This window comes from Streptococcus sp. HMSC076C08, assembly GCF_001810825.1.
Classification (GTDB): Bacteria; Bacillota; Bacilli; order Lactobacillales; family Streptococcaceae; genus Streptococcus.
The window spans coordinates 11,415-38,385 of the sequence record NZ_KV802721.1 but is presented as its reverse complement, the minus strand read 5'-3'; the positions used below and the strand labels follow the sequence as shown (position 1 = coordinate 38,385).

24 protein-coding genes are annotated in these 26,971 nt (G+C 41.2%); 5 read left to right on the top strand and 19 right to left on the bottom strand.

Features of this window, described 5'->3' with window-relative positions; translation table 11 throughout:
- Positions 1-123: 123 nt before the first annotated feature.
- The 5 genes from HMPREF2766_RS01735 to ylqF all read right to left on the bottom strand — a co-directional run bounded on the left by HMPREF2766_RS01735 (position 124) and on the right by ylqF (position 4,688).
- Positions 124-558: a hypothetical protein gene (locus HMPREF2766_RS01735; RefSeq protein ID WP_001065608.1), complete on the bottom strand. Its 435-nt coding sequence runs from the start codon at positions 556-558 to the stop codon at positions 124-126.
- A gap of 151 nt (positions 559-709) precedes the next feature.
- Positions 710-1,456, bottom strand: a complete 747-nt coding sequence (locus HMPREF2766_RS01730) for a CPBP family intramembrane glutamic endopeptidase (RefSeq protein WP_070567375.1) — start codon at positions 1,454-1,456, stop codon at positions 710-712.
- Between the two features lie 51 nt (positions 1,457-1,507).
- Positions 1,508-3,058, bottom strand: a complete 1,551-nt coding sequence (locus HMPREF2766_RS01725; RefSeq protein WP_070567373.1) for a ClC family H(+)/Cl(-) exchange transporter — start codon at positions 3,056-3,058, stop codon at positions 1,508-1,510.
- Positions 3,059-3,070: 12 nt separating this feature from the next.
- Positions 3,071-3,850, bottom strand: coding sequence for a ribonuclease HII (locus HMPREF2766_RS01720; RefSeq protein ID WP_070567371.1), 780 nt, complete (start codon positions 3,848-3,850; stop codon positions 3,071-3,073).
- A complete protein-coding gene (ylqF, locus tag HMPREF2766_RS01715) occupies positions 3,837-4,688 on the bottom strand; it encodes a ribosome biogenesis GTPase YlqF (protein WP_000201310.1) in 852 nt (283 codons plus the stop codon). Before ylqF ends, HMPREF2766_RS01720 begins: the two co-directional genes overlap by 14 nt.
- Positions 4,689-4,903: 215 nt before the next feature.
- Between ylqF and mazE the strand changes: the two genes are divergently transcribed.
- Both mazE and HMPREF2766_RS01705 read left to right on the top strand, forming a co-directional pair.
- Entirely contained in the window at positions 4,904-5,119 is a 216-nt protein-coding gene (gene mazE, locus HMPREF2766_RS01710) for a type II toxin-antitoxin system PemI/MazE family antitoxin (RefSeq protein ID WP_070567369.1), read from the top strand.
- Positions 5,103-5,459, top strand: coding sequence for a type II toxin-antitoxin system PemK/MazF family toxin (locus HMPREF2766_RS01705; protein ID WP_070567367.1), 357 nt, complete (start codon positions 5,103-5,105; stop codon positions 5,457-5,459). The genes mazE and HMPREF2766_RS01705 overlap by 17 nt, the downstream gene beginning before the upstream one ends.
- 33 nt (positions 5,460-5,492) lie before the next feature.
- Here the strand turns inward: HMPREF2766_RS01705 and HMPREF2766_RS01700 are convergent, their stop codons facing one another.
- The 5 genes from HMPREF2766_RS01700 to HMPREF2766_RS01680 all read right to left on the bottom strand — a co-directional run bounded on the left by HMPREF2766_RS01700 (position 5,493) and on the right by HMPREF2766_RS01680 (position 14,594).
- Positions 5,493-6,671: a hypothetical protein gene (locus tag HMPREF2766_RS01700; RefSeq protein ID WP_070567365.1), complete on the bottom strand. Its 1,179-nt coding sequence runs from the start codon at positions 6,669-6,671 to the stop codon at positions 5,493-5,495.
- A 17-nt stretch (positions 6,672-6,688) separates the two neighbouring features.
- Positions 6,689-10,342 carry a helicase-exonuclease AddAB subunit AddA gene (addA, locus tag HMPREF2766_RS01695; RefSeq protein ID WP_070567363.1) on the bottom strand — a complete coding sequence of 1,218 codons (3,654 nt, stop codon included), beginning with the start codon at positions 10,340-10,342 and terminating at the stop codon, positions 6,689-6,691.
- Positions 10,339-13,614, bottom strand: coding sequence for an ATP-dependent nuclease subunit B (rexB, locus tag HMPREF2766_RS01690; protein WP_070567361.1), 3,276 nt, complete (start codon positions 13,612-13,614; stop codon positions 10,339-10,341). The genes addA and rexB overlap by 4 nt, the downstream gene beginning before the upstream one ends.
- A 106-nt stretch (positions 13,615-13,720) precedes the next feature.
- A complete protein-coding gene (locus HMPREF2766_RS01685) occupies positions 13,721-14,140 on the bottom strand; it encodes an EVE domain-containing protein (RefSeq protein WP_070567359.1) in 420 nt (139 codons plus the stop codon).
- Complete coding sequence (locus HMPREF2766_RS01680; RefSeq protein WP_070567357.1) at positions 14,133-14,594, bottom strand: MarR family winged helix-turn-helix transcriptional regulator; 462 nt, start codon at positions 14,592-14,594, stop codon at positions 14,133-14,135. The genes HMPREF2766_RS01685 and HMPREF2766_RS01680 overlap by 8 nt, the downstream gene beginning before the upstream one ends.
- 146 nt (positions 14,595-14,740) lie before the next feature.
- Between HMPREF2766_RS01680 and HMPREF2766_RS01675 the strand changes: the two genes are divergently transcribed.
- The 3 genes from HMPREF2766_RS01675 to HMPREF2766_RS01665 all read left to right on the top strand — a co-directional run bounded on the left by HMPREF2766_RS01675 (position 14,741) and on the right by HMPREF2766_RS01665 (position 17,365).
- On the top strand, positions 14,741-15,550 hold the full coding sequence (locus tag HMPREF2766_RS01675) for a Cof-type HAD-IIB family hydrolase (protein WP_070567355.1): 810 nt from the start codon (positions 14,741-14,743) through the stop codon (positions 15,548-15,550).
- Positions 15,551-15,693: 143 nt separating this feature from the next.
- Positions 15,694-16,602, top strand: a complete 909-nt coding sequence (locus HMPREF2766_RS01670; protein WP_000859671.1) for an ATP-binding cassette domain-containing protein — start codon at positions 15,694-15,696, stop codon at positions 16,600-16,602.
- A 10-nt stretch (positions 16,603-16,612) separates the two neighbouring features.
- Positions 16,613-17,365: an ABC transporter permease gene (locus HMPREF2766_RS01665; protein ID WP_000581970.1), complete on the top strand. Its 753-nt coding sequence runs from the start codon at positions 16,613-16,615 to the stop codon at positions 17,363-17,365.
- Between the two features lie 38 nt (positions 17,366-17,403).
- Here the strand turns inward: HMPREF2766_RS01665 and HMPREF2766_RS01660 are convergent, their stop codons facing one another.
- The 9 genes from HMPREF2766_RS01660 to HMPREF2766_RS01620 form a co-directional block, all read right to left on the bottom strand.
- Positions 17,404-18,282: a sensor histidine kinase gene (locus HMPREF2766_RS01660; protein ID WP_000639366.1), complete on the bottom strand. Its 879-nt coding sequence runs from the start codon at positions 18,280-18,282 to the stop codon at positions 17,404-17,406.
- Positions 18,282-18,980 carry a response regulator transcription factor gene (locus tag HMPREF2766_RS01655; protein ID WP_070567353.1) on the bottom strand — a complete coding sequence of 233 codons (699 nt, stop codon included), beginning with the start codon at positions 18,978-18,980 and terminating at the stop codon, positions 18,282-18,284. The genes HMPREF2766_RS01660 and HMPREF2766_RS01655 overlap by 1 nt, the downstream gene beginning before the upstream one ends.
- A gap of 106 nt (positions 18,981-19,086) precedes the next feature.
- Positions 19,087-19,824: a TraX family protein gene (locus HMPREF2766_RS01650; RefSeq protein WP_070567351.1), complete on the bottom strand. Its 738-nt coding sequence runs from the start codon at positions 19,822-19,824 to the stop codon at positions 19,087-19,089.
- Between the two features lie 144 nt (positions 19,825-19,968).
- Positions 19,969-20,844 (bottom strand): N-carbamoylputrescine amidase, encoded by an 876-nt coding sequence (gene aguB / locus HMPREF2766_RS01645; RefSeq protein WP_001246712.1) that lies wholly within the window; start codon positions 20,842-20,844, stop codon positions 19,969-19,971.
- A gap of 9 nt (positions 20,845-20,853) precedes the next feature.
- Positions 20,854-21,939 (bottom strand): agmatine deiminase, encoded by a 1,086-nt coding sequence (gene aguA, locus HMPREF2766_RS01640; protein WP_070567349.1) that lies wholly within the window; start codon positions 21,937-21,939, stop codon positions 20,854-20,856.
- On the bottom strand, positions 21,936-23,063 hold the full coding sequence (gene nspC / locus HMPREF2766_RS01635; RefSeq protein WP_070567347.1) for a carboxynorspermidine decarboxylase: 1,128 nt from the start codon (positions 23,061-23,063) through the stop codon (positions 21,936-21,938). Before nspC ends, aguA begins: the two co-directional genes overlap by 4 nt.
- A complete protein-coding gene (locus HMPREF2766_RS01630) occupies positions 23,063-24,322 on the bottom strand; it encodes a saccharopine dehydrogenase family protein (RefSeq protein ID WP_070567344.1) in 1,260 nt (419 codons plus the stop codon). Before HMPREF2766_RS01630 ends, nspC begins: the two co-directional genes overlap by 1 nt.
- Positions 24,319-25,179, bottom strand: coding sequence for a polyamine aminopropyltransferase (speE, locus tag HMPREF2766_RS01625; protein ID WP_000366710.1), 861 nt, complete (start codon positions 25,177-25,179; stop codon positions 24,319-24,321). Before speE ends, HMPREF2766_RS01630 begins: the two co-directional genes overlap by 4 nt.
- Complete coding sequence (locus HMPREF2766_RS01620) at positions 25,180-26,640, bottom strand: aminotransferase class I/II-fold pyridoxal phosphate-dependent enzyme (RefSeq protein WP_070567342.1); 1,461 nt, start codon at positions 26,638-26,640, stop codon at positions 25,180-25,182. It abuts the gene before it with no gap.
- Positions 26,641-26,971: the final 331 nt, after the last annotated feature.

Here is a 26,971-nt window from a genome sequence, read left to right as displayed (position 1 = left end):
TTTCTTAATCTGTCTTTACTCATTATCATTCCCTCTTTTTCTCAGCAAATTCCGCATTGACACTATATACATTCTTTCCATGCTTTAATTCATTAAGTTGTTTATCAGTATAACTAAATGCCATTATTGCTCTCCTTCGTCATTATTAGAATAAGTTACCCTAATTTTCGAAGCAGTTTTACCCTTGTTTTCATTTAAAAATTGTCGATCTTTTACTCTATTTTCCCATTCCAATGAAGTATCTGTTATTTCTTCAGTGTCTAGAGAATATCCAATACCATACTTAATTTTTACTTCATGTTTAAATTTGATTTCTACATCACAAGACCACGAACCAGGAGGGCTTGTGTATTCTGGATTGGAAATTTTAATCTCTTCAATCCCTTGGTAGGAATTCTTTAAGGCATTAACCAAACTTACTTCATACTCTCTATTCCGATGTTCTTCTTGCGATTTTCCTAACAAACTAAACATAAAAATAGCTCCTGCTGTGATGGTTGCGAGTAACAAAATGATTAGTATTCTTGTATGACTTTTTTTAATTCCAGAATTATTCATTTATGCTTTTCTCCTTTTTCTTATTATACAATATTCTAATCATTCTTTACAAAGTAGGGGGTAAAAATCATACTATATACTGAAAATTAGATTTCTAATTCTTAAAAAACCAAATCTTTTTTGATTTGGTTTTGAAGGTTTATATTTAATTTTATTTATACCGATTATACTCATCTTTTTTATGTACTACCATATAGCAGGATACCAAGATGACGAAGATTTTAAGCAGGAAGGTTTCGGATCGATCAGTATCTATGGTTATCTGAGACAAGACATTAATGATCGAATGTGTCATAACGCAAATCCAGAGATTCTTTGTTTTGATATAAAGAGCTGAGAGTATGAAAGAATTCGTCAGCAATCCAAATAAAAACGGTAGAGTTTGCAGAGTTGCTAGGGAGCCATCAATGTAAAAGAACAACAGATGCCAAATCGCCCAGCTGAAAAAGGTTAGAATTGCTGAGTAAAAATATGGCAACTTTTCTTGTAAAATTGGTTGAAAGACATATCGCCATCCAATCTCTTCTATACCGCCAAAGACAATAAATTTGAAGAACATCAAAAATGGGAGATACCAGCTAAATTCTATCATTTTCCCACCAAACATTAGAAAAGAAAAATCAAGGACAATAAGGAAAAAAGATAATAAATAGTGTTTATAACTGGTATGAATGTTAAAAAAATCGTTTACAATCTTCTTAAAATGAATATGAAAATAGTGATTTGCAACAATAATTCCCCAAAGAGCTGAAGAAATCCCACCTAGAAAGATTCCTAAAATAGTTAATAGATTGGAATGAATAGAAAAAAGATTCAAGAGAAAGAAAAGGAGACAAACTGATGCTATTTGACTAAATGTGCCTAGCAAATATACTGCAATTGCCTTATTTCTTTTCATTGAGAATCCTTTCAATAATATTTTACGTAAAATAAATTATGTAAAAAAAGCTTATAACAACAAATCTTTGACTTTTCCAATTTCACTTTTTGGAATCACCAGGTGAATCATATCACCCAGATACATTCTAGTTGAGCCGTTAACTGTTTGGCTCTTGCCATTATGGACTTGGGTGGTAATGAGTACGTTATGTGGCAAGTTGAGCTCGTGAACCTGTTTTCCAGCGATTTTGTCAGACACAGGGATTTCTATGAGGGTGACTTCTCCCTCGTCTGTTGCTTCTTCTGGTAGCATTTTTTCCAGCATGGCCTCATAGACTGGTGCCCCCTTGAGTAGATCCATGACGATGTAGGCGACTAAGGTCACTAAGCCAAGTGGCATGAGGTTGCGAATATCTCCGACCATCTCGGTTACGAGTATCATAGCGGTTAAGGGAGCCTTGGATATTGCCCCAAAGTAGCCACTCATTCCTAAAATAACAAATATAGGAAATTGCTCCTGACTGACAAGCCCAAGATTGACACAAATGACACCGACTAGGGCACCAAGTAAGGAACCAAGCGCCAGAATGGGAAGGAAAATCCCTCCTGGAAGGCCACTTCCATAACTAATCATGCTCCAAACAAAGCGAATCAAAAAGTAAGCTAATAAAACTTGGAAACTAAAATCTTGCTCAGTCAAAGGAAGAACGACCTGGTTTCCACCACCAAGAATTTGAGGTAAGAAAATTCCGACTGGTATGATAAGGATAAAAGCTAGGATCGGATAATAAGCTCTATCCAAATGGATTTTTTGACCAAGCCATTCATAAATTTGACCAACATTGAGTACAGCTTTCTCATAGAGAAAACCAGAAAGCCCGAGAAAAACTCCCATAAGGAGGTATATCCAATACCGGTCTAGGGTCATGAGAGGAATGTTGTCTGGCATATCCAGTACGGGTGTTAGACCAAATATGAGTAATGAGACAAAGTTTGCTACGAGACTGGCTGCTAGAGTTGAGACCCAGAAAAAGCGGGAAAAATGATGATAGACTTCTTCTACAACAAAGAGGAGGCCTGCAATCGGTGCATTAAAGGCAGCGGCTAAGCCTGCAGCAGCTCCACTGGCAATCAGGGAACGTTCTTCAACTGGACTAGATTTTAGCCACTTGGCAATACCTTTACCACCAACTGCTCCAAGTTGAATACTTGGCCCTTCTCGACCTAGCATAAGGCCACTGGCAATAGCAAGAATCCCTAATACATATTTCTTCCAGAGGACACTCCACCAATTAAGAGTCATCAGTCCCTTTAGTTCGGCTTCGACTTGAGGAATTCCTGAACCCTTGATATCTTTTTCTGACCGAGTTAGTTTCGCACTGAGCCAGCAAACGAATACATAAAATAGGCCAATGATAAAAAGATTGCGCACTAGGTGCGCTTGATCTTGATAAAGTCCTTGTATCAGGTGGAAACCCTTTTCGATTAAGAAACGAAAGGATCCGACGATTAGCCCGACGACGAGACCAACAATGACTCCTCGCCCAACTTGGGATAATATGGTGCTTGAGGCAAAGGCAAATTCTTTCTTGGAACTAAGTGTTTCTGACTGTTCCTCCATAATCATTTCCTCTTACTTATCTTTCTTGGTTGAAACCAGTGTTTTGACTGGTTCAAAACTGGTTCGGTGAATTGGGGTGACGCCTAGTTTTTCCAGTCCTTCTAGATGTTTAGCTGTTCCGTATCCTGCATTAGCTGTAAAATCATATCCAGGATATTGATCATCATAGTCCTTCATCAATTCATCCCGTGTCACCTTGGCCACTATAGATGCAGCTGCGATCGAGAGGGAGTTGGCATCTCCTTTGATGATTGCTGTTTGAAGAATCGGCAACTCCAGTTTCATGGCATCAATCAAGAGGTGCTCAGGTTGCGGACTGAGCTGGGAGATTGCTTCCTTCATAGCTAGTTTGGTAGCTTCATAGATATTGACTTGGTCGATGACCTGATTATCCATGATACCAATGCCGATTGATAAGGCTTGATCTTGAACAGCATGATAAATTTCCAGATGTTTCTTTTTAGGGATCTTCTTGCTATCGTTGAGGCCTTTAATCTTACAATTTTTTGGCAAAATAACAGCTGCAGCGATTACAGGTCCAGCCAGAGGACCACGGCCGACCTCGTCAACACCTGCAATTAGGGTCAATCCTTGCTGGTAAAGCTCTTTTTCATAGGAAAGCATAGTTTCCAAACGAAGGTCCTCATCCAGTTCAGCCTGTATGGCTTTCTTACGCTTGTTGATTTCCTTTTGAACTCCAGAACGAGGATCTTTTTCGAATTCTAGAAAAAGAGGATTGTCTAATTCTTTGACAGTAGCCAGAAGTTCTTTGATTTCTTTAATCGTCGTCATCGATGTCGTCCAATGTATCTAAGGTATAGTTACCGAGTTTTCCATCACGGACTTCCTTGACGAAGAGGCTGTAAAAGCGGTCGTAGTCGTCTCGGAAACCAAGGGCACGGGTCATATCCATGATAATAACAGGTGCTTCTTCTTCTATTTTCATTTGTTTGAAGCGTTCAGCTAGCTTTTCTGGATAATGTTTTTTGAAATAATTGAGACCAAAAATGGTCACTTCATCCATTGGGAGTAGTTGATCTTTAATTGCCCCTGTTAGGGCTAGTTTCAAAGCAACGGTTTCGTCTTCAAATTTAGGCCAAAGAATCCCTGGTGTGTCTAGGATTTCCAGGTCTTTATTGGTTTTGAGCCACTGTTGCCCCTTGGTAACACCTGGTTTATTGCCGACAACTGCAATCTTTTTCCCAGCCAAACGGTTCATGAGAGTTGACTTACCGGCATTTGGAATTCCGATAATCATAGTCCGCAAGGTTTCGATCTTGATACCTCGTTCTTTCTGGCGTGCAATCTTATCAGCCATGAGCTTTTTAGCGGCATCCGTCACAACTTTTACAGTCACTTGCTCTTTGGAGTTGATAGCCAGAGTTTGGATTCCCTGTGATTCAAAATACTGACGCCATTCTTTGGTCATTGCAGGATCAGCCAGATCTGCCTTATTCAAAATCAAAAGCTTTGGTTTATCACCCACAATCTTGGTTAACATAGGATTTTGACTAGATAAAGGTAGCCGAGCATCCACCAAAATCGTCACAAAATCAACAAACTTTAAATTCTCCTGAACTTGCCGCCGAGCCTTAGACATGTGACCCGGAAACCATTGAATAGTAGCCATAATATTTTCCCCTTCCGACTAAAAAAAACGTAGTAAAAACGTTTTCTTTCTTACTACCTATTCTATCATAAATGAGGAACTTTTGCACAGGCTTTGACCACAATAAATGATAAATAGTATTGGTCCGAAACATCCTTGATACCAGTAAGGATTTACTTGACTTTTTTTGTTTTCGGGTATATACTTAGTGTATACTAATTCGTGGAGGTAGTGCAATGAATACAGTAAAGACTCGAAAGGTGGGAAACTCTCTCACTGTGACCATTCCTAAAAATTTGGGTATGTCAGAAGGTCAAGAAATGGTTGTCTACAAAGGGATTGACGGAGTCATTGTCTTAGCTCCAAAACTGAAAGATCCTTTTGATGGAATTACTGATTTGAGAATGACAAACGATTTTGAAGGGGTAGGGTCACTTGATAGCGAAATTTGACTATATTCCTGAAAAGCAGGATATCATTTGGCTGGACTTTGATCCATCAGTCGGTCGAGAAATCCAGAAACGGCGACCTGCCTTGGTTGTTTCTAGGAGAGAATATGCCTTGCAAACTGGTTTTGTGGCTGTCTGTCCTATCACTCATGGCCAACGTCGTTTGGCAGAAAAAGGCTTGCTTGTTCCTGTCTCATCGGACAAGGTAGATGGCGCTGTCAATCCATTTCAACTGTATACCTTTGATTTTCGGATGCGTAATGCTCAAAAAATAACAAGAATGGACACGCAGTGTTTTCAGAAAGTCGTCCAACTTTACCAGTACATCTTTGGAGATACATAAATCCTACCTTGTTTATGCACGGTAGGATTTTTTCTATATGAGTAACCTATCTAAGAACGAGTGAAGGCAGTTTGACAAAATCCCTCTAATCCAGCTTTTTTGTGCTAATGATAGATGTTCTGCCTGAAGGCATTCTTTTAGAAAATCGCGGACTTGTTCTGGTGCAATCTCAAACTCAAAGGCTTTCATCTTGTAGAAAAAGTCGATGAGATGCTCAGATAAGTAATCATCTGAAAAGGGTACTTCACCATTTTTTCGATACTCTAGTAAGAGTCGAGAGAATCTAGCTTTTTCATCAGGCAAACCACTAAAATAAGAATTGAGAAGCCAAGTCTGCTTCTGCTTTCGTTCAATAGGATCTTGATTTGCAATACGCTGATCCTTTTCCAGCTCCTTTTGGTTTTGTTTAGCCTTGATAGCCCGTTCGTCTCTATTTTTACCAAAGAGGATTTTCTCCCATTTTCGTTCTTCTTGGGTCAAGGTTTCTGTAAAGCCAAAGTAATCTTGATAGGCTCGTTCTGCAGGTCCCATGGCAAGAATAAGATTGTCAGCGTATTGCTTAGCGATTTTATCTCTCTTCCTGCGTTCTTTCTCTGCCTGAATCCGTAAATGTTGCTCGTAGTCAATTTTCTCCTTGCCTAATTTGACAAGGTAGAGTTGGTCATCAGACTTCCCAAGTAGAAAAGGTTTGATACACCTTTCAAGGACTTCTTCTAGGCGAGCCTTCTTTTTTGGCTCTGCCTTGGTCCAACTTCCACCTTGAAAGACTTCTAGGAAAAGCTGGTAATCTTTCTCAGGTGCAAATTGATTGCCACGATTGGCTTTGAAAACACCTTTTTCCCAGAACCATTTTAGAAGTCGTTCGTCAAAGTCGCTTTTATTAACCTTGATTTTTTCCTTTTTCTTGACTTTTCTAGTCAGATTTTCAAGCTTTCTTAGAAGTTTTTCTTCCTCTTCTAGTTGCTGATCGAGGCCAATACGATGAAAATGACGAACACAATCGCTGCCAATCGGAAAGAGGCGTTGGCCTGTAACAGTATTAAAGAGTTCGTAGGCGTATTTAATGGCATTCCCACAGACACAATTACTACGACCAATGCCATTAAAAATCAAGGAAACTTCATTCCATTCCTTGGTTGCTTGATCCCAAGTATCGGCTTTTGAAGCCCGTAAAACCGCATCGTGCAAGGTTTTTCTAACTGGAAGTGGCATGAGGTCTCCTTTCTAGGTTATACTTTTACAACTTGAACCTCATCTTTACCGAGTAAAATCAGGTATTTCTCAATATTTTCAATCGAATAAGCTCTTGATAATGCCTCTCCGTATAAGGCTAACTGACCACGATAGCGGTCTATGAGTTGACTTGGTTGATCGTAACGGTCTGTCTTATAGTCGAAAAGAATAATTCTGTCCTCGTAAACTAGATAGCCGTCCAAGATCCCACGAACAACAAAGTCTTCCTGACTCTTTTGGTCGCGTTTGAGCATGGAGAAAGGTTGCTCGCGGTAGAGATGGTCGGTATTAGCGAGAATTTCCTGACCAAGTGGTGTATCAAAGAATGCTAAGATTTTGGAAAGATTGATTTTGTCTCTGACTGCTGGGCTGGTTTGAACTTGTTTGAGAGTATCTTTTAGGCTAGCAAGCGTTGGTTGTTGACTCAGGTCGATTCTTTGCATGAGTTCGTGGGTTGCACTACCAATCTCAGCTCCTGTTACCTTTTCTTTAGTTGAAAAATCTGGTAAATTGAAGCTGATTTGCTTCTCTGGTGATTTGGTTTGGTTAGTAATTTCTACCCCTTCCATATCCATAACGGGTTCGTAGAATTTCTTGATTTGACTTGGGGTTTGAACACTTGGTAGTTCAATGGCTGCGCGGTGGAGACTATTATAAACTTCCACCTCTTTCAGCATTTCCAGAGCTTCTTTGATGATTTCTGACTGGCGGTTGTCTGCTTGAGAGCTGTCTTGTAAAGGGCTCTTGTTTTCCAATTCCCCGATAGCTTCTCTGGTCAACTGGGCTTCACCAACAAAGCGATAGCTAAAGTTGAGATTGTCCTTGGCAAAAACTTTACTGATAGCCCAGATCCAATCTTGGAAATTTCTTGCTTGTAGTCTGGTATTACCATCTAATTTTCCATTGTTTGCTGCTGGGTATTCCTTGGCTTCTAGCTTTTCACGAGACCCCTTACCGACAAGATAAAGTTTTCTCTCCGCCCTCGTCATGGCAACATACAGCAGACGCATCTGCTCTGAATAGCTAGCCAGTTGCAATTCTTCTTCATTCTGGGTATAGGTAAGGCTGGGAATGGAGAGTTTGATGGTTTTAGGATAGTGTGCTTCCACTGCTCCTGTTTCCACTTTGGCAATGTATTTGACACCAAGCCCATTTTGACGACTGAGAATAACTTCTGACATCGAGTCTTGCTTGTTGAAGTCCTGATCCATGTTGAGGATAAAGACATAAGGAAACTCCAGTCCTTTGCTCTTGTGAATGGTCATGAGTTCCACGGCATCTTTAAGTGGAGCGACAGCTACGCTTGCGAGGTCATGCTGAGCCTCTAAAACTTGGTCAATCATACGGATAAAACGAGACAAGCCCTTGAAATTGCTCTTTTCAAACTGATCAGCTCGCAGAGCTAGGGCATAGAGATTAGCCTGTCTAGCAGGTCCGTTCGGCAAAGCCCCAACATAGTCATAATAAAAACGGTCGTTGTAAATCTTCCAAATCAAGTCATAGAGAGAGTGGGTTTTGGCATATAAGCGCCAAGAATCCAAGATGTCCATGAATTGGTTTAGTTTTTCAGCTAGTGTTGAGTGAATTAACTCTTTCTGGCTTGTTGCCTGTTTTTGAGCATTGACCAGTTTCTCATAGAGATTCTCTTGGACTTTATCTTCTGCTTTCTGGAGGGATAAACGTGCCAACTCGTCCTCATCAAAACCAAACATAGGAGACTTCATCAGAGCAACCAAGGCATAGTCTTGCAGAGGATTGTGAATGACACGAAGAGTATCTAGCATGACTTGTACTTCTAGGGATTGGAGATAGTTGTTTTGCTCGCCGTCTGTTTTAACAGGAATCCCATACTCAGACAGGGCAAGTATAATCTGGTCATTTCGACTGCGGCTAGAGGTCAAAAGGGCAATTTCCTTAAAGGCAACACCTTTTTCCTGATGAAGCTTCAGGATTTCCTTGATGACCAGGCGCATTTCCCCAGTGAGTTTCGTGTCTGCCTGACTCTCTTCCTTTTCTTGCCCATTATCGTCCTTATCGTAGAGGAGAAATTCTGCCTTGTTGTCTGGATTAGGAGTTAGTTTGGTATTGGCAAAAACAAGCTGGTGCATGCTGTCATAGTTGATTTCACCGACCTCTTGATCCATAAGGCGTACAAAAACATCATTGGTTGCAGACAGCACTTCTGAACTACTACGGAAATTTTCCTTGAGGAGAATCAACTTGCCTTCTTGAGGATTTTGCGCATAGCGTTGGAATTTTTCATTGAAAATCTGGGGATCTGCCTGACGGAAACGGTAGATAGACTGCTTGATATCTCCCACCATAAAGCGATTGTGACCATTCGACAGCAATTCCAGCATTCGTTCTTGAATGTGGTTGGTATCCTGATACTCATCAACCATGACTTCGTGGAATCTCTCCTGATAAGCCTCGCGGACTTGTGGGAAATTCTCTAAAATTTCAATGGTGAAATGACTGATATCAGCGAATTCAAAGGCATTTTCTTGGCGTTTACATTCACGATAAGCCTCCACAAAATCACTCATAAAGGTTTGGAAGGTTTTAGCTAGCTCCCAAGTATCTTCATGATAACGTTCTTGATAGTCGAGAATGGTTATCTGGTCCGCCAGTTGTCCTAGTTTAGCAAACTTGGCCTTTCTCTCATCGTTATAGGCATCAGCCAGTGGCTTCAAATCGGCCTTACGACTGGAGTTAGCTAGAGATCGACCATTTTTCTCCTTAGAGATGGCGATAATACGCGCAAGCACAGCTTGATAAGCCTGGCTATCGGACTCTTGATTTAAGGAGCCAATTTCATCCAGAACCAGCTGCACATTTTCTAAATAGGCAGCTTTTGGAAACTCATTGGCATCGTTATCCAGATGATAACGGAAGAAACTTTCCAAGTCCCAAAGCGCCTGCTTTATTTGCTCAGTTAGTTTGTCTTTTTCAATTACAAAGTCAGCTGTTTCAAATCCTTTGAGGAAAGAGTTACTCAACCATTTTTGTGGACTGCTGGTGGATTGAAGAAAATCATAGATTTTGTAGACTTGCTGGCGCAGACCTCGTTCATCCTTACCTCGTCCAGCAAAGTTCTTGACCAAGCGACTAAAGTTTTCTTTATTTTCACCTTGGTAATGGGCTTCAAAAACCTGATGAAAAACTTCGTTTTTTAAGAGTAACTGTTCACTTTCATTTTGTAGAATACGGAAATTCGGTGCGATATCAATCAGATAGCCATGTTTGCCAAGGAATTTTTGTGTGAAAGAGTCCATGGTTCCGATGGCAGCGTTTGGCAGGTCTGCCAACTGACGTCCCAAGTGTTGTTTGAGATCAACATCGTTACTTTCTTGGATTTGTTGGCTAATTTTTTTCTCCAAACGTTCCTTAAGCTCTGTAGCAGCCTTGACGGTAAAGGTTGAGATAAAGAGTTGGCTGATTTCCACGCCACGCGCCAATTGATCCAGAATACGCTCTGCCATGACAAAGGTCTTCCCTGAACCAGCAGACGCTGAAACAAGAATATTCTGCCCTGCCGTATAAATGGCTTCGATTTGCTCAGCTGTTTTCTTCTGTTCCTTGCTCGAACTCGCTTCTGCTTCTTGCAGTTTTTGAATCTCTTCCTCAGTTAAAAAGGAAATGGGCTTCATCGATTCAACTCCTCTCTCATTTTCTCAAACCAAGCTTGCTTGAGTTTTTCTCCGACCAGACGCTTGCCGTCAGCTACTTCTAACTTTTCTAGGAAACGGGCTTGTCCCAAGTGGTAATTGGATTCAAATCCAGTGATGGCTTGGTGTTGCTGGACATACGGGGCAATACTTCTGCCGTTTTCTGTGTATGGATTAATGGCAAAATGGCCTTCTAAAATCTTCTCAGCTGCCTTCTTGTAAAGATGGGCATTGTAGTCCAATAAGAGCTGGAATTCCTCGTCTGTCAGCTGATTGGCCTTGTTTTTGTTATAAAATTCGCCCAAATGACTGCTTTCTTTTTCTAAAAAGAGTCCTTGGTATTTCATTGATTTGCTGGCTTCTGCTACTGCTCCAGCCAGACTTTTAACAGCTAATAAAGATTGGACAGGCTCAGCCATTTCCAAGTACATGGCACCGAAAAAGTTCTGCTCCCCTTCTCTTTTTAGGGCGGCAAGATAGGTTGGCAGTTGGGAATTGAGCCCATTAAAGAAATGAGGAAACTGGAACTGAGTCAGACTAGACTTGTAGTCCACCACTCCTAGCGCTCCATCAGCTTTCAAACGGTCGATTCGGTCAACCTTGCCTCGCACATGGACACTGCGACCATTATCCAATTGAATAAAGGCCTGATCTTTACCACCAAATGTTGCTTCCTCTTGGATGGTTTCAATGGCTGGATTATGACGAAGAATGTGGCCCGTAGTTCGCGCGACATCAAGTAGAACTTCCTTGGTAAACTGGGCTTCCAAACTTTCCTGATAAATAGCTTCAAATTCGCGTTCTTGGCTGGTTTCCTTGATAGCTTGCTCCAGTCGTTGGTCAAACGGATTTTCAGCAGGCAGTTTCAAGGCACGTTCAAAAATACGGTGCAAGAAATTCCCATGACTGCGAGCATCTGGACGCAGGCGCAATTCTTCCTGCAAACCTAAGACATAACGGAGGAAATAACTGTATTCATTGCGGTAAAACTCCGTTAAACCAGAAGTAGACAGGTAAAACTCCTTGTCAGCTGGATAGAGAGCCTGCAAGGTCTCTTTCTCTAATGGCTTGCTGCTTGGGCTAGTTGGGAGTGCAGGATTTGTAAGACCTTTTTGATCAAGTTTTTTCCCCATCACACGCGCTAGAACCTTGACAAAGGTCACATCTTGCTCATTTTCACTAGAACCTGCCTGCTGATGATAGGCAACAAGGCTAGACAAAAGACTGTGATAAGAACCCATATCATCCTTAGACAGACCTTTGTGATGAATCTTCTTCTCTGTCCGATTAAATCCAAAACTCACCAGTTCTTGAAGATAGGCCGATTCCTTACTCTCATTTTCATTGAGGAGACTTGGAGCGGATAACACCAACTGCTTACGAGCAGCATTGGCTAAGGAAAGCATGGTATAGCGATTTTTCTTGAGGTTTTCACTACTTGCAATCAGTAATTGCGCTCCCTCCTCAGTTGCTTGATTTAGACTTTGTCTTTCTTCGTCTGTCAAAAGACTGGTGTTTTGCGCGATTTTTGGCAAATGATCCTGAGTCAGCCCGATGGCGTAGACAAAGTCAGCTGTCAGAGGGGCAATCAGATCGTAACTTTGCACCAGAACGGTGTCCACTGTCGCTGGAATGGTACGATACTGGGATAAGCTCATTCCAGAATGGAGCAAGGCTAGGAAATCCTCTAGACTAACCTGTGTACCAGCGAAAACGGTCGCAAATTGTTCTAAAACATGGCAGAAGGCTTTCCAAACTTCGTCTTGTCTTTCCTGTTCTAGAGTTTCCATAGTAGCTGTCAATTCTTGCATCTGCTTGCTTAAAGCAGCATTTTTTAGAAAAGTATTCCACTTTTGCAAGAGATTTTCAGTCTTTTGCTTCCGACTGGCAAATAAGGTTTCAAGTGGCGCCAAAACTCGCAGACGAAGGGCATTCAAGCGTTCTAAATCAAATTTTCCATGATGGGAATTTGTGAAGTTCTGCTGAAAAGCTGGCAAGCCATTGATGCCAAGATAGCGGATATATTGCTCAAAAGCATCAATATCCGCTTGGCTAAGGTCGGTATATAAACCTGTTCTAAGAAGATTAATCAAATCTTCCTGACGGAAACGGTAGCGTTTCAAACGCAAAATAGATTCGACATACTGGGTTAAGGGATGATGGGCCATGGATTCACTTCTACCTAGATAGAAAGGAATCTGGTACTGGTCAAAAATGGTTTTCAGTGATAACTGGTAAGAAGCCACATCCCCTAAGAGAATGCGAAAATTCTTGTAACTCAGTTCTGGATGGTCATGTAATTTCTGACGAATAGCGCGAGCCACCAACTCCAACTCTTCCTTTTGTGTCAAACAAGACCAAATTTGCAGATTTTCACGGTCCTTCTCATCGATATCCAAGGTGAGTTCTGAGAAATCATAAGAAGACTCTAGCAAACGAGAGGCCTTGTCAAAACTATCCATTTTCTCATGAGTCTGAGAACGATCCTGAGCAGGCGTTTGGTATTTTGCACCCAAATGATGAAGAAATTCCACACTGGCTTGATAGAGATTCCCTTCAGTGAACGGACTAGTATAGGCTTTCTTGCTTGCATAAGCCCCAATAACAATCTCGACACCTTTTCGATGGAGCAGATCCACCACATGCTCTTCCTCAGCAGAAAAACGGGTAAATCCGTCAATGATTAAGGCAATCTGACTAAAATCACTACTTACCTTGTCATTCTCAATAGCCTCAATCAAATGGGACAACTGACTTCCCTGAGCCAACTGACCTTGATTGAGATAGGCAGTCACTTTCTCAAAAATCAAGAGTAAGTCTGCCCGCTTATCCTCATCCGTCAAACTTTCCAAGTCCAAAAAGCTCATCTGAGCAGTCGTCATCTCATGATAAAGTTCAACCAACTGCTGGATAAATTGAGTATCCTGCTTAATCGCACCATAAACACGCAAGTCCTTGGGATCTAGTTCGGCAAGGCATTTATAAAAAGCCATCCCAAGCCCGATGTCATCTAGACTCGTCTTAGTTGGCAAATCATTCAAGATCAGGTAACGAGCCATCTGAGCAAAACGCGTGACGGTAATCGCAAAAGAAGCCTGCTGGGACAAGCATTCCAGCACGGCGCGTTCCTTTTCAAAAGAAAGAGAGTTGGGGGCGATGTAGAAAACCCGCTTGCCTGCAGCAACTAGCTCTTCTGCCTCTCTCGTTAAAATTTCAGTCAAAGAAGTCCGAATATCAGTATAAAGTAATTTCATCTCAGCCTCGTTTGCTTTATCAAAGTTTCTTACTCTATTATAGCAAAGTTCGTTTCACAGTCCAAATACAAAATTCTAGTTGACAATCATTTAATTAGCAAATCAATCATGCTTCATCATCCACTTTCATATGCTGAAAGATATAGAGAAAAAAGTCTTTGGAAACTTCAAAATGTCCATAACGAAGTCGAGAAGTATAGTCTCTCCATTCAGGATGCTGTCTGGCTATTTCTATGGAACAATCTTTGACTGGCTGATAATACTCAACATTTCGTCTAAAGGGAAAGAATCCTTCGAATTGCTCTACTTGATAGGCTTTGTCATCTGTAATTTTACCTACGGCCACAAAAGCCTGTAACTTATCTTGACCGTTCATATCGTATTTCGGACTATAGTATAAAAGATAGTCACCTTTTTTCATACGATTTAAGGGGCCACCCTTTCCATGACAGACCTGGCAAAAATTCCCTTCAACTCCTCTTAAAACATGGTTCTTTGAAACAACTCCGACCCAATATCTAGGCATTTTTATCCTCCAACTCTACTAACAAACGATTAAAAACTTCTCTATCGTTAGATAGTTTTTCAAAAAATTCTTCATCAACACCTTCTACTAAAGGTAAAGCTTGATTGACCTTCTCTGCGCCAGACTTCGTCACTGAGACCAGTTTTGCCCGACTATCCTTTGGATGTTGATCGCGTTTAATGTAGTCCTTGTTCTCCAGTAGCCTAACAATCTGGGAAACCGTCATGACATCCATACCAGAGAACCGAGCAATATCAACTTGCGTTACATATTCCTCTCTATTAGACAGAAACAAAAGCGAAGTCAAAACGATAAATTGAGGCAAAGTAAGACCAACTGATTTCAAGACTCTTTTTAAGTTACTTTCCCACTTGTTGTAAACTTTAATGAAAAGAAGACCTGTAGACTCTGTTTCATCATTTTTGTAAATTGAATTAAATTGATACTTTGACATTATTTCTCCTTAAATATTAAGTATACATATTATATAAGATTTTATTTTCTTTTTCAAGAAAAGGAAAGTCGAATGTTACTATTCTGTCGGACATTTCATAGTCTATATGCTATAATAAAAGCAAAACACCTAGAAAAGGAAGTCTTATGATTAAACTACTAGCCTTGGATATGGACGGAACCCTCCTCAATGAAGCCAAGGAAATCCCGCAAGCCCACATCACTGCCATTCACCAAGCTATTGAAAAAGGTGTCAAACTGGTTCTCTGTACAGGTCGTCCGCTTTTTGGTGTTCTTCCTTACTACAAAAAACTGGGACTGGACCTCCAGAACGAGTACGTCATCGTCAATAACGGTTGTTCAACTCACCAGACCAGTGACTGGGGGCTAGTTGACTGGCAGGAACTTAGTCCAGCTGACATCGAATACCTCTATGACCTAGCTGAAAAAAGCGACGTCCAGTTAACTCTTTTTGATGAGGAACATTATTTTGTCCTCGGTGGCAAGCCCAATCAAATCGTTCAAAATGATGCCAAGCTAGTCTTTTCAGACCTGACTGAAATCTCCCTTGAGGAGGCGACCAGTGGCAAATATCGAATGTTCCAAGGTATGTTTTTAGGAACCAAAGAGCAAACAGACGATTTTGAGCAACGGTTTGCTGAGGAACTCTGCCAACGATTTAGCGGAGTTCGTTCACAGCCTGTCATTTATGAAGCCATGCCACTTGGAACGACAAAGGCTACTGCTCTTTCTCGACTAGCAGCGATTTTGAAGATCGAGCCCTCAGAAATTATGGCCATGGGCGATGCCAATAACGATATCGAAATGCTTCAGTTTGCAGGACTTGGCATTGCAATGGGAAATGCCAGCGACCATGTCAAATCCCTTGCTAATGACGTTACAGCCAGCAACGAAGAAGACGGCGTTGCGCGTGCCATTGAGAAGTATATTTTATAGTAAAAAAAGCCCAGTTCATATCAACTGGGTTTTGTTTCTTTTAAGAATTACAAAACTTTAGAAACTCTTTAGAATTACTTGATGTTTCTTTGATTTCTATACCTTATACTAAAGTTAGAAAAATAAATCAAAAGGAGAAAATCATGAAAACAGTACTCGAAATTCATGGACTGACCAAACAATTTGCTAACCAAGCTATTCTTCAAGATCTTAGTCTAACCATAAAAGAGGGAGATATTTATGGTCTAATTGGAAAAAACGGAGCAGGTAAAACTACTCTTATCAAAATAATTACTCAATTATTGTTTGCGGACAAAGGTACAGTTTCCCTCTTCTCTAGCCAAGAACAAAATGAGTGGACCAAGGCCTTATCTCGAGTAGGTTCAGTTATCGAATCACCTGTAGCTCACAATCACTTGACAGCTTATCAAAACCTTAAATATTATTGTATGATACGTCATATTCCAAATGCTGATAAGGTGATTCAGGAGACCTTGGACTATGTTGGCTTGTCAGATACAGGTAAAAAAGTCTTTCGTGATTTCTCACTAGGAATGAAACAAAGACTTGGTATCGCCATTGCCCTCCTAACAAAACCCGACTTCCTGATTCTTGATGAACCTATTAATGGTCTCGATCCGATTGGAATCAAAGAATTTCGTCTCATGATCCAGCGACTCAATCAAGAAAAAGGCATAACTATACTCATCTCTAGTCATATCTTGTCAGAACTCTATCTCTTAGCTAATCGCTTTGGTATTCTGGATCAAGGTAAGATTATCCGTGAAATCAGTAAAGCTGAATTTGAAACACTGAGTGAGGATTATATTGTGCTTAAAACAAGTGATAAAGAAAGAGCTTGTCAGGTATTGAAAGAACAAATCCAGCTCCAGTTTAAGGTTGTAAACCCTGAAAATGAAATCCATATCTTTGGTAATGAACAAGATGTTAAACAGATTCTCAAGCAACTAACTTTGTCCGATGTTGCTATTGATGAGATTTACTTTGCCCGTCAAAACCTAGAAGAATACTTCACCCAATTGGTAGAATAGGAGAAAAATCATGATACATACCATTCAAGCAGATTTTTACCGTCTTTTCCGCTCCAAAGGATTCTGGATTACAGAATTCATTCTCTTTGTACTTATGTTACTGGGTGCTACTATTGGCGCTACAGGGCATCTAATGTCAGTTCAAGCAGCACCACCTGAGCTTCCTACCCATGGTTGGAATGGGATAGAAGCTCTAATCAACGCGTCAAATAACGGCTCAAACCTCGTTTTCCTCTGTATTATTCTAGTGTGTTTAGTTCTTGGGGTCGATCTAATCGGCAAGCTTTATAAAAATAGTTTGACAGTTGGTGTTTCTCGTACAGAATTTTTCCTTGCTAAATTCTTTGTACTAGCAAGTATCGCTCTCTTACAACTCATCACAAGTCTTGTGATTGCCTTTATTCCCGCGACTCTACTAAATGGACTTGGTACAATACCTGATGGTTTTGTTACTAATCTCCTCTTGACGATTTCCCTTCAATTTCTATGCCTTCTCGCTTGGCTTTCGATTGTCTCCTTTATTCTCTACCTAACTCATTCTTATCTTGCCGTATTTATTGGTTATCTGATTAGCTCTATCGTCCTTTCTATTCCAATTCTTGTTTTCCCAGACATTGAAATTCTTAGATATTTAATTCTAGATTTTGCCTATGCTATGACCACTAATAGTCAAGCTATTCTCTATACCATCACGGTTTGCGTAACAGTCATACTTTTCTTCTCTTTCAGTGGACTGATTATTTTCAAGAAGAAAAGCTTATAAAAAGGACCTCCTCTAGGATATAGAGGAGGTTTCTTCTGTTAAAGATAAATAAAGACTGAAAACCATTCTCCATCAGTGGCTAGCTTCATATCCGCTCCAAGAAGATGAACTAATTCCTCAGTAATATAGAGACCTAAACCAGAGGATTCTTCGGTATCTGACATATTTTCAGAATAAAAACGATTGCTGAGATTGTCTATATTCTTGATAGGTTTTTTGACTAGATTATCAATTTCCAAAACAAGTCTATTTTCTTCCTTTTTCAAGGAAAGTCGAGCCTTCTCCTTGCCGTGCTTGAGAACATTTCCAAGGAGGTTTTGTATAATTCGATCAAGCAAGTCCTCATCAGTCGTCGTTTTCAATCCTGGTTCAACGTTAAAATCAAGAACAATATGTGAAGATTGAAAAACGTCGTAATAAGCTAAAGTCTTTTTCGTTATAAAAGTTGATAAATCAGGTTCTTCCAGTTTCGGTTTGACTGCGCCTTCCATCAAATGACGGTATTCGAGGAGAGCCTCCAACCGTTTGGAAACCAAATCCTGATGATGGGCTATTTTATTTAAGGTTTCTGAACTATTATCGGGGTGTTTTATTAGTTGCTGAGTGTATCCTGAAGCGATTGTTAAAGGTGTCCGAATATCATGAGCAATGTTACTGATTGCCATATCTAGGGTGCGTTTTTCACGCTTCATGATTAGCTGGTTTTGCTCCACTTCTTGAAATAGATTCTCAATTTGGTTATGTAGACGCAAAATGGTCTTTGAAAAGAAATTTACACCGATCCTCTTCATGCTACCAGAGCGAATCTTTTCTTCGATTTGTCTGCTTAAATCTCTAATTGCTATATGATAGCGAATCAAAGAAATCGCCAAAATGATGTTAATGAGGAGCAATATAGATATCAAAATGTAAATCATTACTTATCTCCTTTTAATCGAACACCAACTCCCCAAACGGTTTCGATGTACTCGTGATTTGGATCCAGTTGATGCAGTTTTTTACGGAGATTGCTTAGATGGGTGTTGAGCGTATTGTCTCCAGGCAGGTAACTTTCTTCCCAAATCAATTCATAGAGTTCTTCCTTGGTGAAGATCTTTTTAGGGTACTGGAGCAACATTTGGAGAATCTGACACTCTTTCTTTGCAAGGCGAATGGTTTCAGTTGCGTTACTTATTTCAAAACTATCCGCATCGAACTGGATATTTTTAAAGTTTTGTACGAAGTTATCAATTTCTCTTCGATCTCCTGACTGATGTTCACCACTTTGGCGTAATTGCACGGTGACTCTGGCAAAGACTTCGTCCAAATCAAAAGGTTTTACTACATAATCATTGGCACCGTCTAGTAGATATTGGCTGATGAGCTTTTTATCACCTAAAGCAGTAAGCATGATGACCGGAGTCTGACTAGTTTGTCGAATAGCTTGCAAGACTTGGTCGCCATTTTTCCCAGGGAGCATGATATCTAGCAAGACGAGATCAATGCCACCTTTGTCAAATTGCATGATACCTTCTGTCCCAGAAAATGCTTGAATCACCTCGTGTTCCTCTGCAAGAAGGGTTCTTAAGATTTCCTGGATTTCATTATTATCTTCAATTACAAGTATGCTCGCCATAAACCTCGTCCTTTCTAAAACTATTATAACATGTTTTGTTGGGAATTCCAGATACAGAAAAGCTCCTCTCACATTTTAAGCAAGAAGGAGCTAATGAGTATTGAATCTACTTAACTAAATAAGCAATCAAGGCTATAATCCATAGATGCGCTGGGTAGAAAATATAAAAGAAATATTTACTCCAACTAGTTTCTTTTCCTCGCTGTCCATTATACAAAGCCATAAAAGGAAAGACGGTGATAAAGAGCCAGTCAGAATTGTAAAGCATCATTTCCAGTGTTTGGTGCCAAGTGTCGTAAATTTGGATGGAAGTCACTAACAAGAAGGCCCACAGAAAGGCATAGAGGAGATTTCGCAAGCCCTTGCGATTTCGACAAGAGTAACTAATCAAGAGAAATGGTAGCATGGTGATGCCCCCCTCAGTAAAAAGACACCCGAAAATCAAGAGCCCAGCAAGCCCAATACGACGCCACAACTTCTCCTTTTTATCCAACTCTTTTCTGGGAAAACCAATCCAAAGCATGGTAACACCGATGGCCAAAGTCAAGAAAATATTATTAGTAACCATTACACCCTTAGAGGCAAACAGAGTATTGAGAAGGCTATTTCCAGCAAACATGATCAGCGCCCAAGACCAGAGACGGATGAGGTAGTTTTTCAAGTTTCGAGTATAGATAAAACCTTCCATAGCCATATACGCAAACCAAACTCCCACACAACGGGTCAAGGCGTGAAAGATACCTTCCCACAAAGGAGAAACGATCCCGGTGATATGAGGGATATGGTCCAGAACCATTACTGCCGCCATCAGATACTTCAACTGTGTCGCATTCCATTTTTTCATAATAAACCTCTTTCTTTTTTATCTACATAGAGTATAGCATACATTTCCGCGTATAATCGTACACCTATCTTACATTTAAAAAGCCTATCTTACATTTTTGTAAGACAGGCATGAATATTAAATGTTTATTATGAAATTTACCTTCTAGTCCGTAATTCGTTGGTACATTTCGGGTCTTCTATCACGAAACAGTCCCCAATTTAGGCGCTCGCTTGCTCCCTTATCAAGGTCATAAGTTGCTAACAGAACAGCTTCTCCTTGTCTTTCAGCTCTCTCTAGAATAGCTCCTGTTTCATCCGTCATAAAGGAGGAACCGTAGAAGTCAAGACTAGAACTCTGTCCGCCATTTTCCTCACTAGGAGTGACTTCTTCCAAACCGTAACGATTGGCTGCAATGACTGGGACAATATTTGCTGCTGCGTGCCCTTGCATGGTACGTTGCCAGTGACCACAACTATCTGTATCTAAGATAGGCTCTGAACCGATAGCGGTTGGGTAAAAGAGCAATTCTGCCCCATTCAACGCAAGACAGCGCGCCGTTTCAGGAAACCATTGATCCCAACAGATGCCAATCCCAATCTTAGCATAGCGAGTATCCCAGACCTTGAAACCAGTGTTACCAGGCGTAAAGTAAAATTTTTCTTGATAATAATGATCATCTGGTATGTGGGTCTTCCGATAAACGCCCAGCACTTCTCCATCAGCATCAATGACGGCGATTGAGTTATACAAGACATTGCCATCTTTCTCGTAGAAACTGATGGGTAAAACGACCTTTAGCTCCTTGGCAATGGTTTTAAAATGCTGAATGGCTGTATTTTCTGTCACCGACTGAGCATGCTGGTAGTAGTCATACTGGCGTTCCTGACAGAAATAGGGACGTTCAAACAACTCGGGCAAGAGAATAATTTGTGCGCCTTGTTCTGCAGCTTGACGTACTAGACGTTCCGCTGTTTGGATATTTGTCGCCACATCCTTGGCGCATTGCATCTGGATCGCTGCAACTTTTACATTTCTCATCTTTTTCTCCTATTCTGGGATTTGTTGGGTGATACAGTGAATATTGCCACCACCTAAGAGAATATCTCTGGCTGGAATTCCTACGACCTTACGGTCTGGGAAACACTTGCTGAGGATATCTAGGGCCACTTGGTCGTTTACATCCTCAAACTGGGGCACTAAGACAGACTTGTTTGCAATATAGAAATTGACATAGGAAGCTGCAAGACGTTCACCTGCATAACGCTCTTCTTCCCCTTCTTCATAGATGTAGCCTGACAAATCTTCTTCAGTAACGACTTGTAGATTAGCTGGAATAGGAAGCTTATGAATAGTGAAAGTGCGACCTTTTGCATCCGTTTCCTTTTCTAAAAGGGCAAGGTCAGCTGCAGACATGGCATACTGGGGATCGTTTTGATCATCTGTCCAAGCCAAGACAAGTTCAGCAGGACCAACGAAAGCTGCAACATTGTCAACGTGTTCATTGGTTTCGTCCTGATAAATACCATAAGGAAGCCAAATAACTTTTTCAGCACCGAGGCTTTCTAATAAAGTGTTTTCAATTTCCTCTTTAGTCAGGTGAGGATTACGCCCAGGACTAAGCAAGCAACTTTCAGTCACAAGAATCGTTCCTTGACCATCGCTATGGATTGCGCCACCTTCCAGTACAAAAGGTTTGGCATCGTAAACAGGCATTTCCAAGGCCTCAGCAAAATGACTGGCTACTTGGTCATCATCTTCATAATCTTGATAAAGACCATCAACAGCACCACCCCAGGCATTGAAAGACCAATCGACTGCCAACTTGTCTCTTTTATCATTGACGAGAATAGTCGGACCAGTATCACGGGCCCAGGCATCATTGGTAGGAATATCTAGATAAACGACCTTGTCTCCGAGATAGGATTGGGCTTCAGATAGATGGTCCCGTTCCACCAAAAGATAAACAGTTTCCCCTTCTGCTATGGTCTTGATAATTTGGCTAAATGCTTTTTTTGCAGCCTTTCCTTGAAAAGGCCATGAACCTGGTCGAGTCGGCCATATCATGAGGGTGCCATGATGGGGTTCGTACTCTGCTGGCATACGATAGCCTGCTTTTTTCGGAGTTTCTATCATGATAATCTCCCTTTAAAATCTTGATAGCCAAAGGCTTTGACTAAGCTGCAGTCACCCTGCTCGTCCATAAGATAGAGACTTGGCAATCCAATACCGTTAAAGGTATTATTTTTGACAAAGGAGTAGATTGCCATGTCTTCAAAGTAAAGTCTATCACCGATTTGGACTGGATTTTCAAAACTATAATCACCAATCACATCACCCGTCAGACAGGTATTAGAAGAAAGTCTATAGGTATGGGCTTTTTCACGCGCATCAAATCCGTTTCTCAAAGGTGGACGATAGGGCATTTCAAGTACATCTGGCATATGGCAGGTCGCAGAGGCGTCTAAAACCAAGATTTCCATACCGTTTTCGACAATGTCCAATACTTCAGTTGCTAGATAACCCGCATTGAGCGCAATAGCTTCACCCGGCTCGATATAGACTTCAAGATTGTAAGTATCTCGGATACGTTTGATTTCAGAAATCAGCAAATTCACATCGTAGTCTTCTCTTGTGATGTGGTGTCCTCCACCCATATTGAGCCATTTGACTTCATGTAAATAAGGTCCAAACTGTTCTTCTACAGCTTTCAAAGTTATCTCTAAATCATCTGCCCCCTGTTCACAAAGGGTATGAAAATGAAGCCCATCCACCAAGTCCAGCAAATCACTCGGTATCTTGTCTAAGCTAACTCCAAAACGGGAGCCAGGTGCACAAGGATCGTAGAGCGCGTGATCTCCTTGAGTTGAACACTGAGGGTTGAGGCGCAAACCGACACTGATACCAGCCTCTCGGCAACGAGGACCGTGTTTACGCAACTGTCTCTCGGAGTTAAAAACGATATGGTCAGATATTTGTAGTAGCTCTTCCATATCTGATTCCTTGAAAGCAGGCGCAAAGACATGGACTTCCCCCGGAAACTCTTCTCTAGCTAACTTAGCTTCATAGAGTCCACTAGCCGTTGTACCAGATAGATACTGGCTAATCATGGGGTAGGTTTTGTAGAGAGAATAAGCCTTCTGGGCCAGTAAAACCTTGCAGCCCGCTTCTTCCTGAACTTGCTGTAAAATATGGCAATTGGCTTCTAACTTGGCCAAGTCAATGACATAGGCTGGTGTGGGTACTTGTTCTAGCTTCATTAGTCCACCATTTGTGGATTTTCAACCACAACCCAAGGTAAGCCGTACTCATTCAAAGCTTCCATGAATGGATCTGGATCCAGTTCTTCAAGATTATACACTCCAGGTTGTCTCCAAGTCCCATCCATCACTAATTTTGTCCCAATCATAGCTGGAACACCAGTCGTGTAAGAGATTGCCTGTGAACCAACTTCTGCGTAGCATTCCTGATGGTCGCAAACATTGTAGATATAGATAGTCTTTTCAACGCCATCTTTGACACCTGTAAAGATACATCCAATATTGGTTTTACCAACTGTACGTGGGCCAAGGCTGGCAGGATCTGGAAGCAAGGCTTTTAAGAATTGAATCGGCACAATGTCTTGTCCATTAAAGTTAATAGCATCCGTACGAAGGAGACCAACGTTTTCCAAGCATTTCATATGCGTTAGATAGGATTGGCCGAAAGTCATAAAGAAACGAATCCGTTTGACACCAGGAATGTTTTTCGCCAATGATTCAATTTCTTCATGGTGAAGGAGATACATGTCTTTTTGTCCAACTTGAGGGAAATCATACTCACGCTTGATAGACATAGCTTCGACTTCAACCCATTTTCCATCTTCCCAGTAAGAACCTGGCGCAGAAACCTCGCGGAGATTGATTTCTGGGTTAAAGTTTGTCGCAAATGGATAACCGTGGTCACCTCCATTACAGTCTAAAATGTCGATATAGTGAATTTCGTCAAAATAGTGTTTGAGAGCATAGGCTGAAAAGACACTAGTCACACCTGGGTCAAAACCAGATCCAAGCAGAGCGGTTAAGCCTGCTTCTTTGAATTTCTCCTGATAAGCCCATTGCCATGAGTAGTCAAAGTAAGCTGTAAAACCAAGTTCCTTGCAACGTTTTTCATAAATGGCGCGCCATTCTGGGTCTTCTGTATCTTCAGCCTCATAGTTGGCAGTATCGATATAGTGGACACCTGTCGCCAAACAAGCATCCATGATGGTTAAATCTTGATATGGGAGTGCTACATTCAAAACGGCTTCTGGCTTGTAGCTTTCAATCAAGGCAATCACTTCTTCAACCTTGTCAGCATCAAGAGCAGCAGTTTCAATTTTTGTACTTGTTTTGCCTTCCAGTTTAGCCTTCAAGTCATCACATTTTGACTTGGTACGGCTAGCAATCATAATTTCTGTAAAGGTTTCGCTATCTTGGCAAATCTTTGAAATAGCAACTTGGGCAACGCCCCCACATCCGATAACTAGTAAACGACTCATTTTTTTCCTTCCTCTTCTTCTAAAATGTCCTCAACATACTTGGGCAACATAAAGGCTCCCACGTGTAAGTTTGCAGTATAGTATTCCGTGAAAAGCTGGCGTTTTTTCCAACCTTCCTTGTCAAAATCTTTGATAGGGTGGTATTTTTTCGATGCAAATCCAAACAACCAATAGCCAGCTGGACTGGTTGGGATATGCGCCTGATAGACCCGGCTGATTGGAAAGGCTTGATTGACCTTGCGGTGCATGCTTCGGCAAGCTGACTCATCCTCGTCAAAGAAAGGACTCCCATGCTGATAAATCATGATACCGTCTTCTTTGAGAGCTCTGTAACTGTTTCCGTAAAATTCCTTGGTAAAGAGCCCTTCCGTATGTCCAAATGGATCTGTCGCATCGTTGATGATAATATCGTAATCATCCTCACAGTTTCTCAAAAATCGCAGTCCATTTTGATAATAAATCGTAACACGAGGGTCATCTAGCCCTGCAGCAAAGTCTGGGAAATACTCACGACAGACCTCAACCAACATCTCATCTGGTTCCACAATATCGATTTGTTCCAATTCTGGATACAGTGTCAAAACTTGTGCAACACCACCGTCGCCACCTCCAATAACCAAGACTTTCTTGGGATTTGGGTGGACAGCCATGGGAACGTGTACCGTCATTTCGTTGTAAACAAAATCATCCGCATCTGAAAACAAGACGTGCCCATTTAAAATCAGTATTTTCCCAAAAGCTGGAGTATCCAAGACTTCGATATCCTGCCATTCACTTTTTCCAGCATAGAGTTGCTTGGCAGTTCTCAAGGATAATTTCACATCTGGAGTATGAACTTCAGAAAACCACAAATCCATCTAGTTCTCCTTTCTATCAATAACGTTGATGTGATTGACTTCTGGATCTTCCGTCCCTTGGAGGGAGCAACCACGTTCTTTGGCAAATAGGATATAATCCACAATTTCTCGTGTAATACGTTCACCCGGTGCTAGGATTGGAATCCCTGGAGGATAACACATGACAAATTCTCCACAGACCTGTCCAACAGATTCGTCTAAAGTCAAACTTTTTCTCTCTGAATAGAAGGCTTCTTGCGGAGACAGCACTAACTCGGGCTGGATATACTCTCCAGCAATCAAATCTTTTCCATCTCTTGAGTAGAGTCTCTTGATATCAGCCAAAGCACCGACCAAACGCTCGATGTCTTGGATGCGGTCACCAATGGAAATGTAGGCCAATATATTGCCAATATCCCCGAATTCAATCTGAATATCGTATTCATCTCGCAAGAGATCATAAACCTCTATCCCTGTTAGCCCAATTCCCTGAGTGTAAACTGACAGCTTGGTCACGTCAAAATCACAGACCGACACACCGTCTATGAGCTCTTTTGAGTAGGCATAGTAACCACCGATAGCATTGATTTCACGACGAGCGTATTCGGATAGCTCAATGACTTTCTCAAAAGACTCTTTACCACGAAGAGCTAAGTTCCGTCGAGAAATATCCAAACTAGCCATCAACAAGTAAGAGGCAGATGTAGACTGGGTCAGGTTGATGATCTGACGAACGTACTCAGGGTTCATCTGCTCCCCGATAAGTAAAATGGAGCTCTGAGTCAAACTCCCACCAGACTTATGCATAGAGACCGCCGCCATATCAGCACCCGCATCCATAGCAGACAATGGCAATTTGTCTGTAAAATGCAAATGCGCTCCATGGGCTTCATCCACTAAAACCAACATTCCCGCTTCATGAGCCATTTCCGTTAAACCCTTGAGGTCTGAACAAATCCCATAGTAAGTAGGATTGTTGATTAGGATAGCTTTAGCATCTGGATGTTCCTTAATGGCCTGGGCCACACGATCATTTTCAAGACCTAAAGCGATGCCGATTTTAGGATCCACACTCATCTCGATATAGATGGGAATGGCACCGCATAGAACCAGAGCATTGATAGCAGATTTGTGGACATTTCGTGGCAGAATAATCTTATCTCCTGCCTTACAAGTTGAAAGAATCATAGTTTGAACTGATGAGGTTGTTCCCCCAATCATGAGAAAGGCATGGGCTGCACCAAAAGCATCCGCAGCTAACTCCTCCGCATCTCGAATAATCGAAATAGGATGACCAAGATTATCCAAGGGTTTCATCGAATTGACATCGATACCAACGCATTTTTCTCCTAACAGTTCGACAAGTTCCGGATTTCCTCGTCCACGCTTGTGACCTGGCACATCAAAGGGAACAATCCTTTTCTTGCGTAGCTTGACCAAGGCCTCGTAAATTGGGGCTTGGTTTTGATCTAACTTCTTCAAGACTTACTCCTTTACCGTATTTTTAGCACCTCAAGAAGATAAAGGCGACTAAAGGTTGACTTATGAAAAAAGAGCAGGTTTTCACCTGCTCTGCAATCTTCTGACGTGTGTATTTTGGTTTCTGTTGAGTATGTCTGTTCCCGATGTTTCCTAACTCTCTAGTAGCAAATATTACGTACTTTATTGATCGTTTCACAAGATGACGTGTGCTTTCACCACACTAAAAATTTATGAATTAGGACAAACGTCCTAACATCAACTTATAAAAGTAGGCTTTTAACCCTATCAATAATGTGGCTTTTCAACCACGCTTCGGCATTCAACCCTGCCT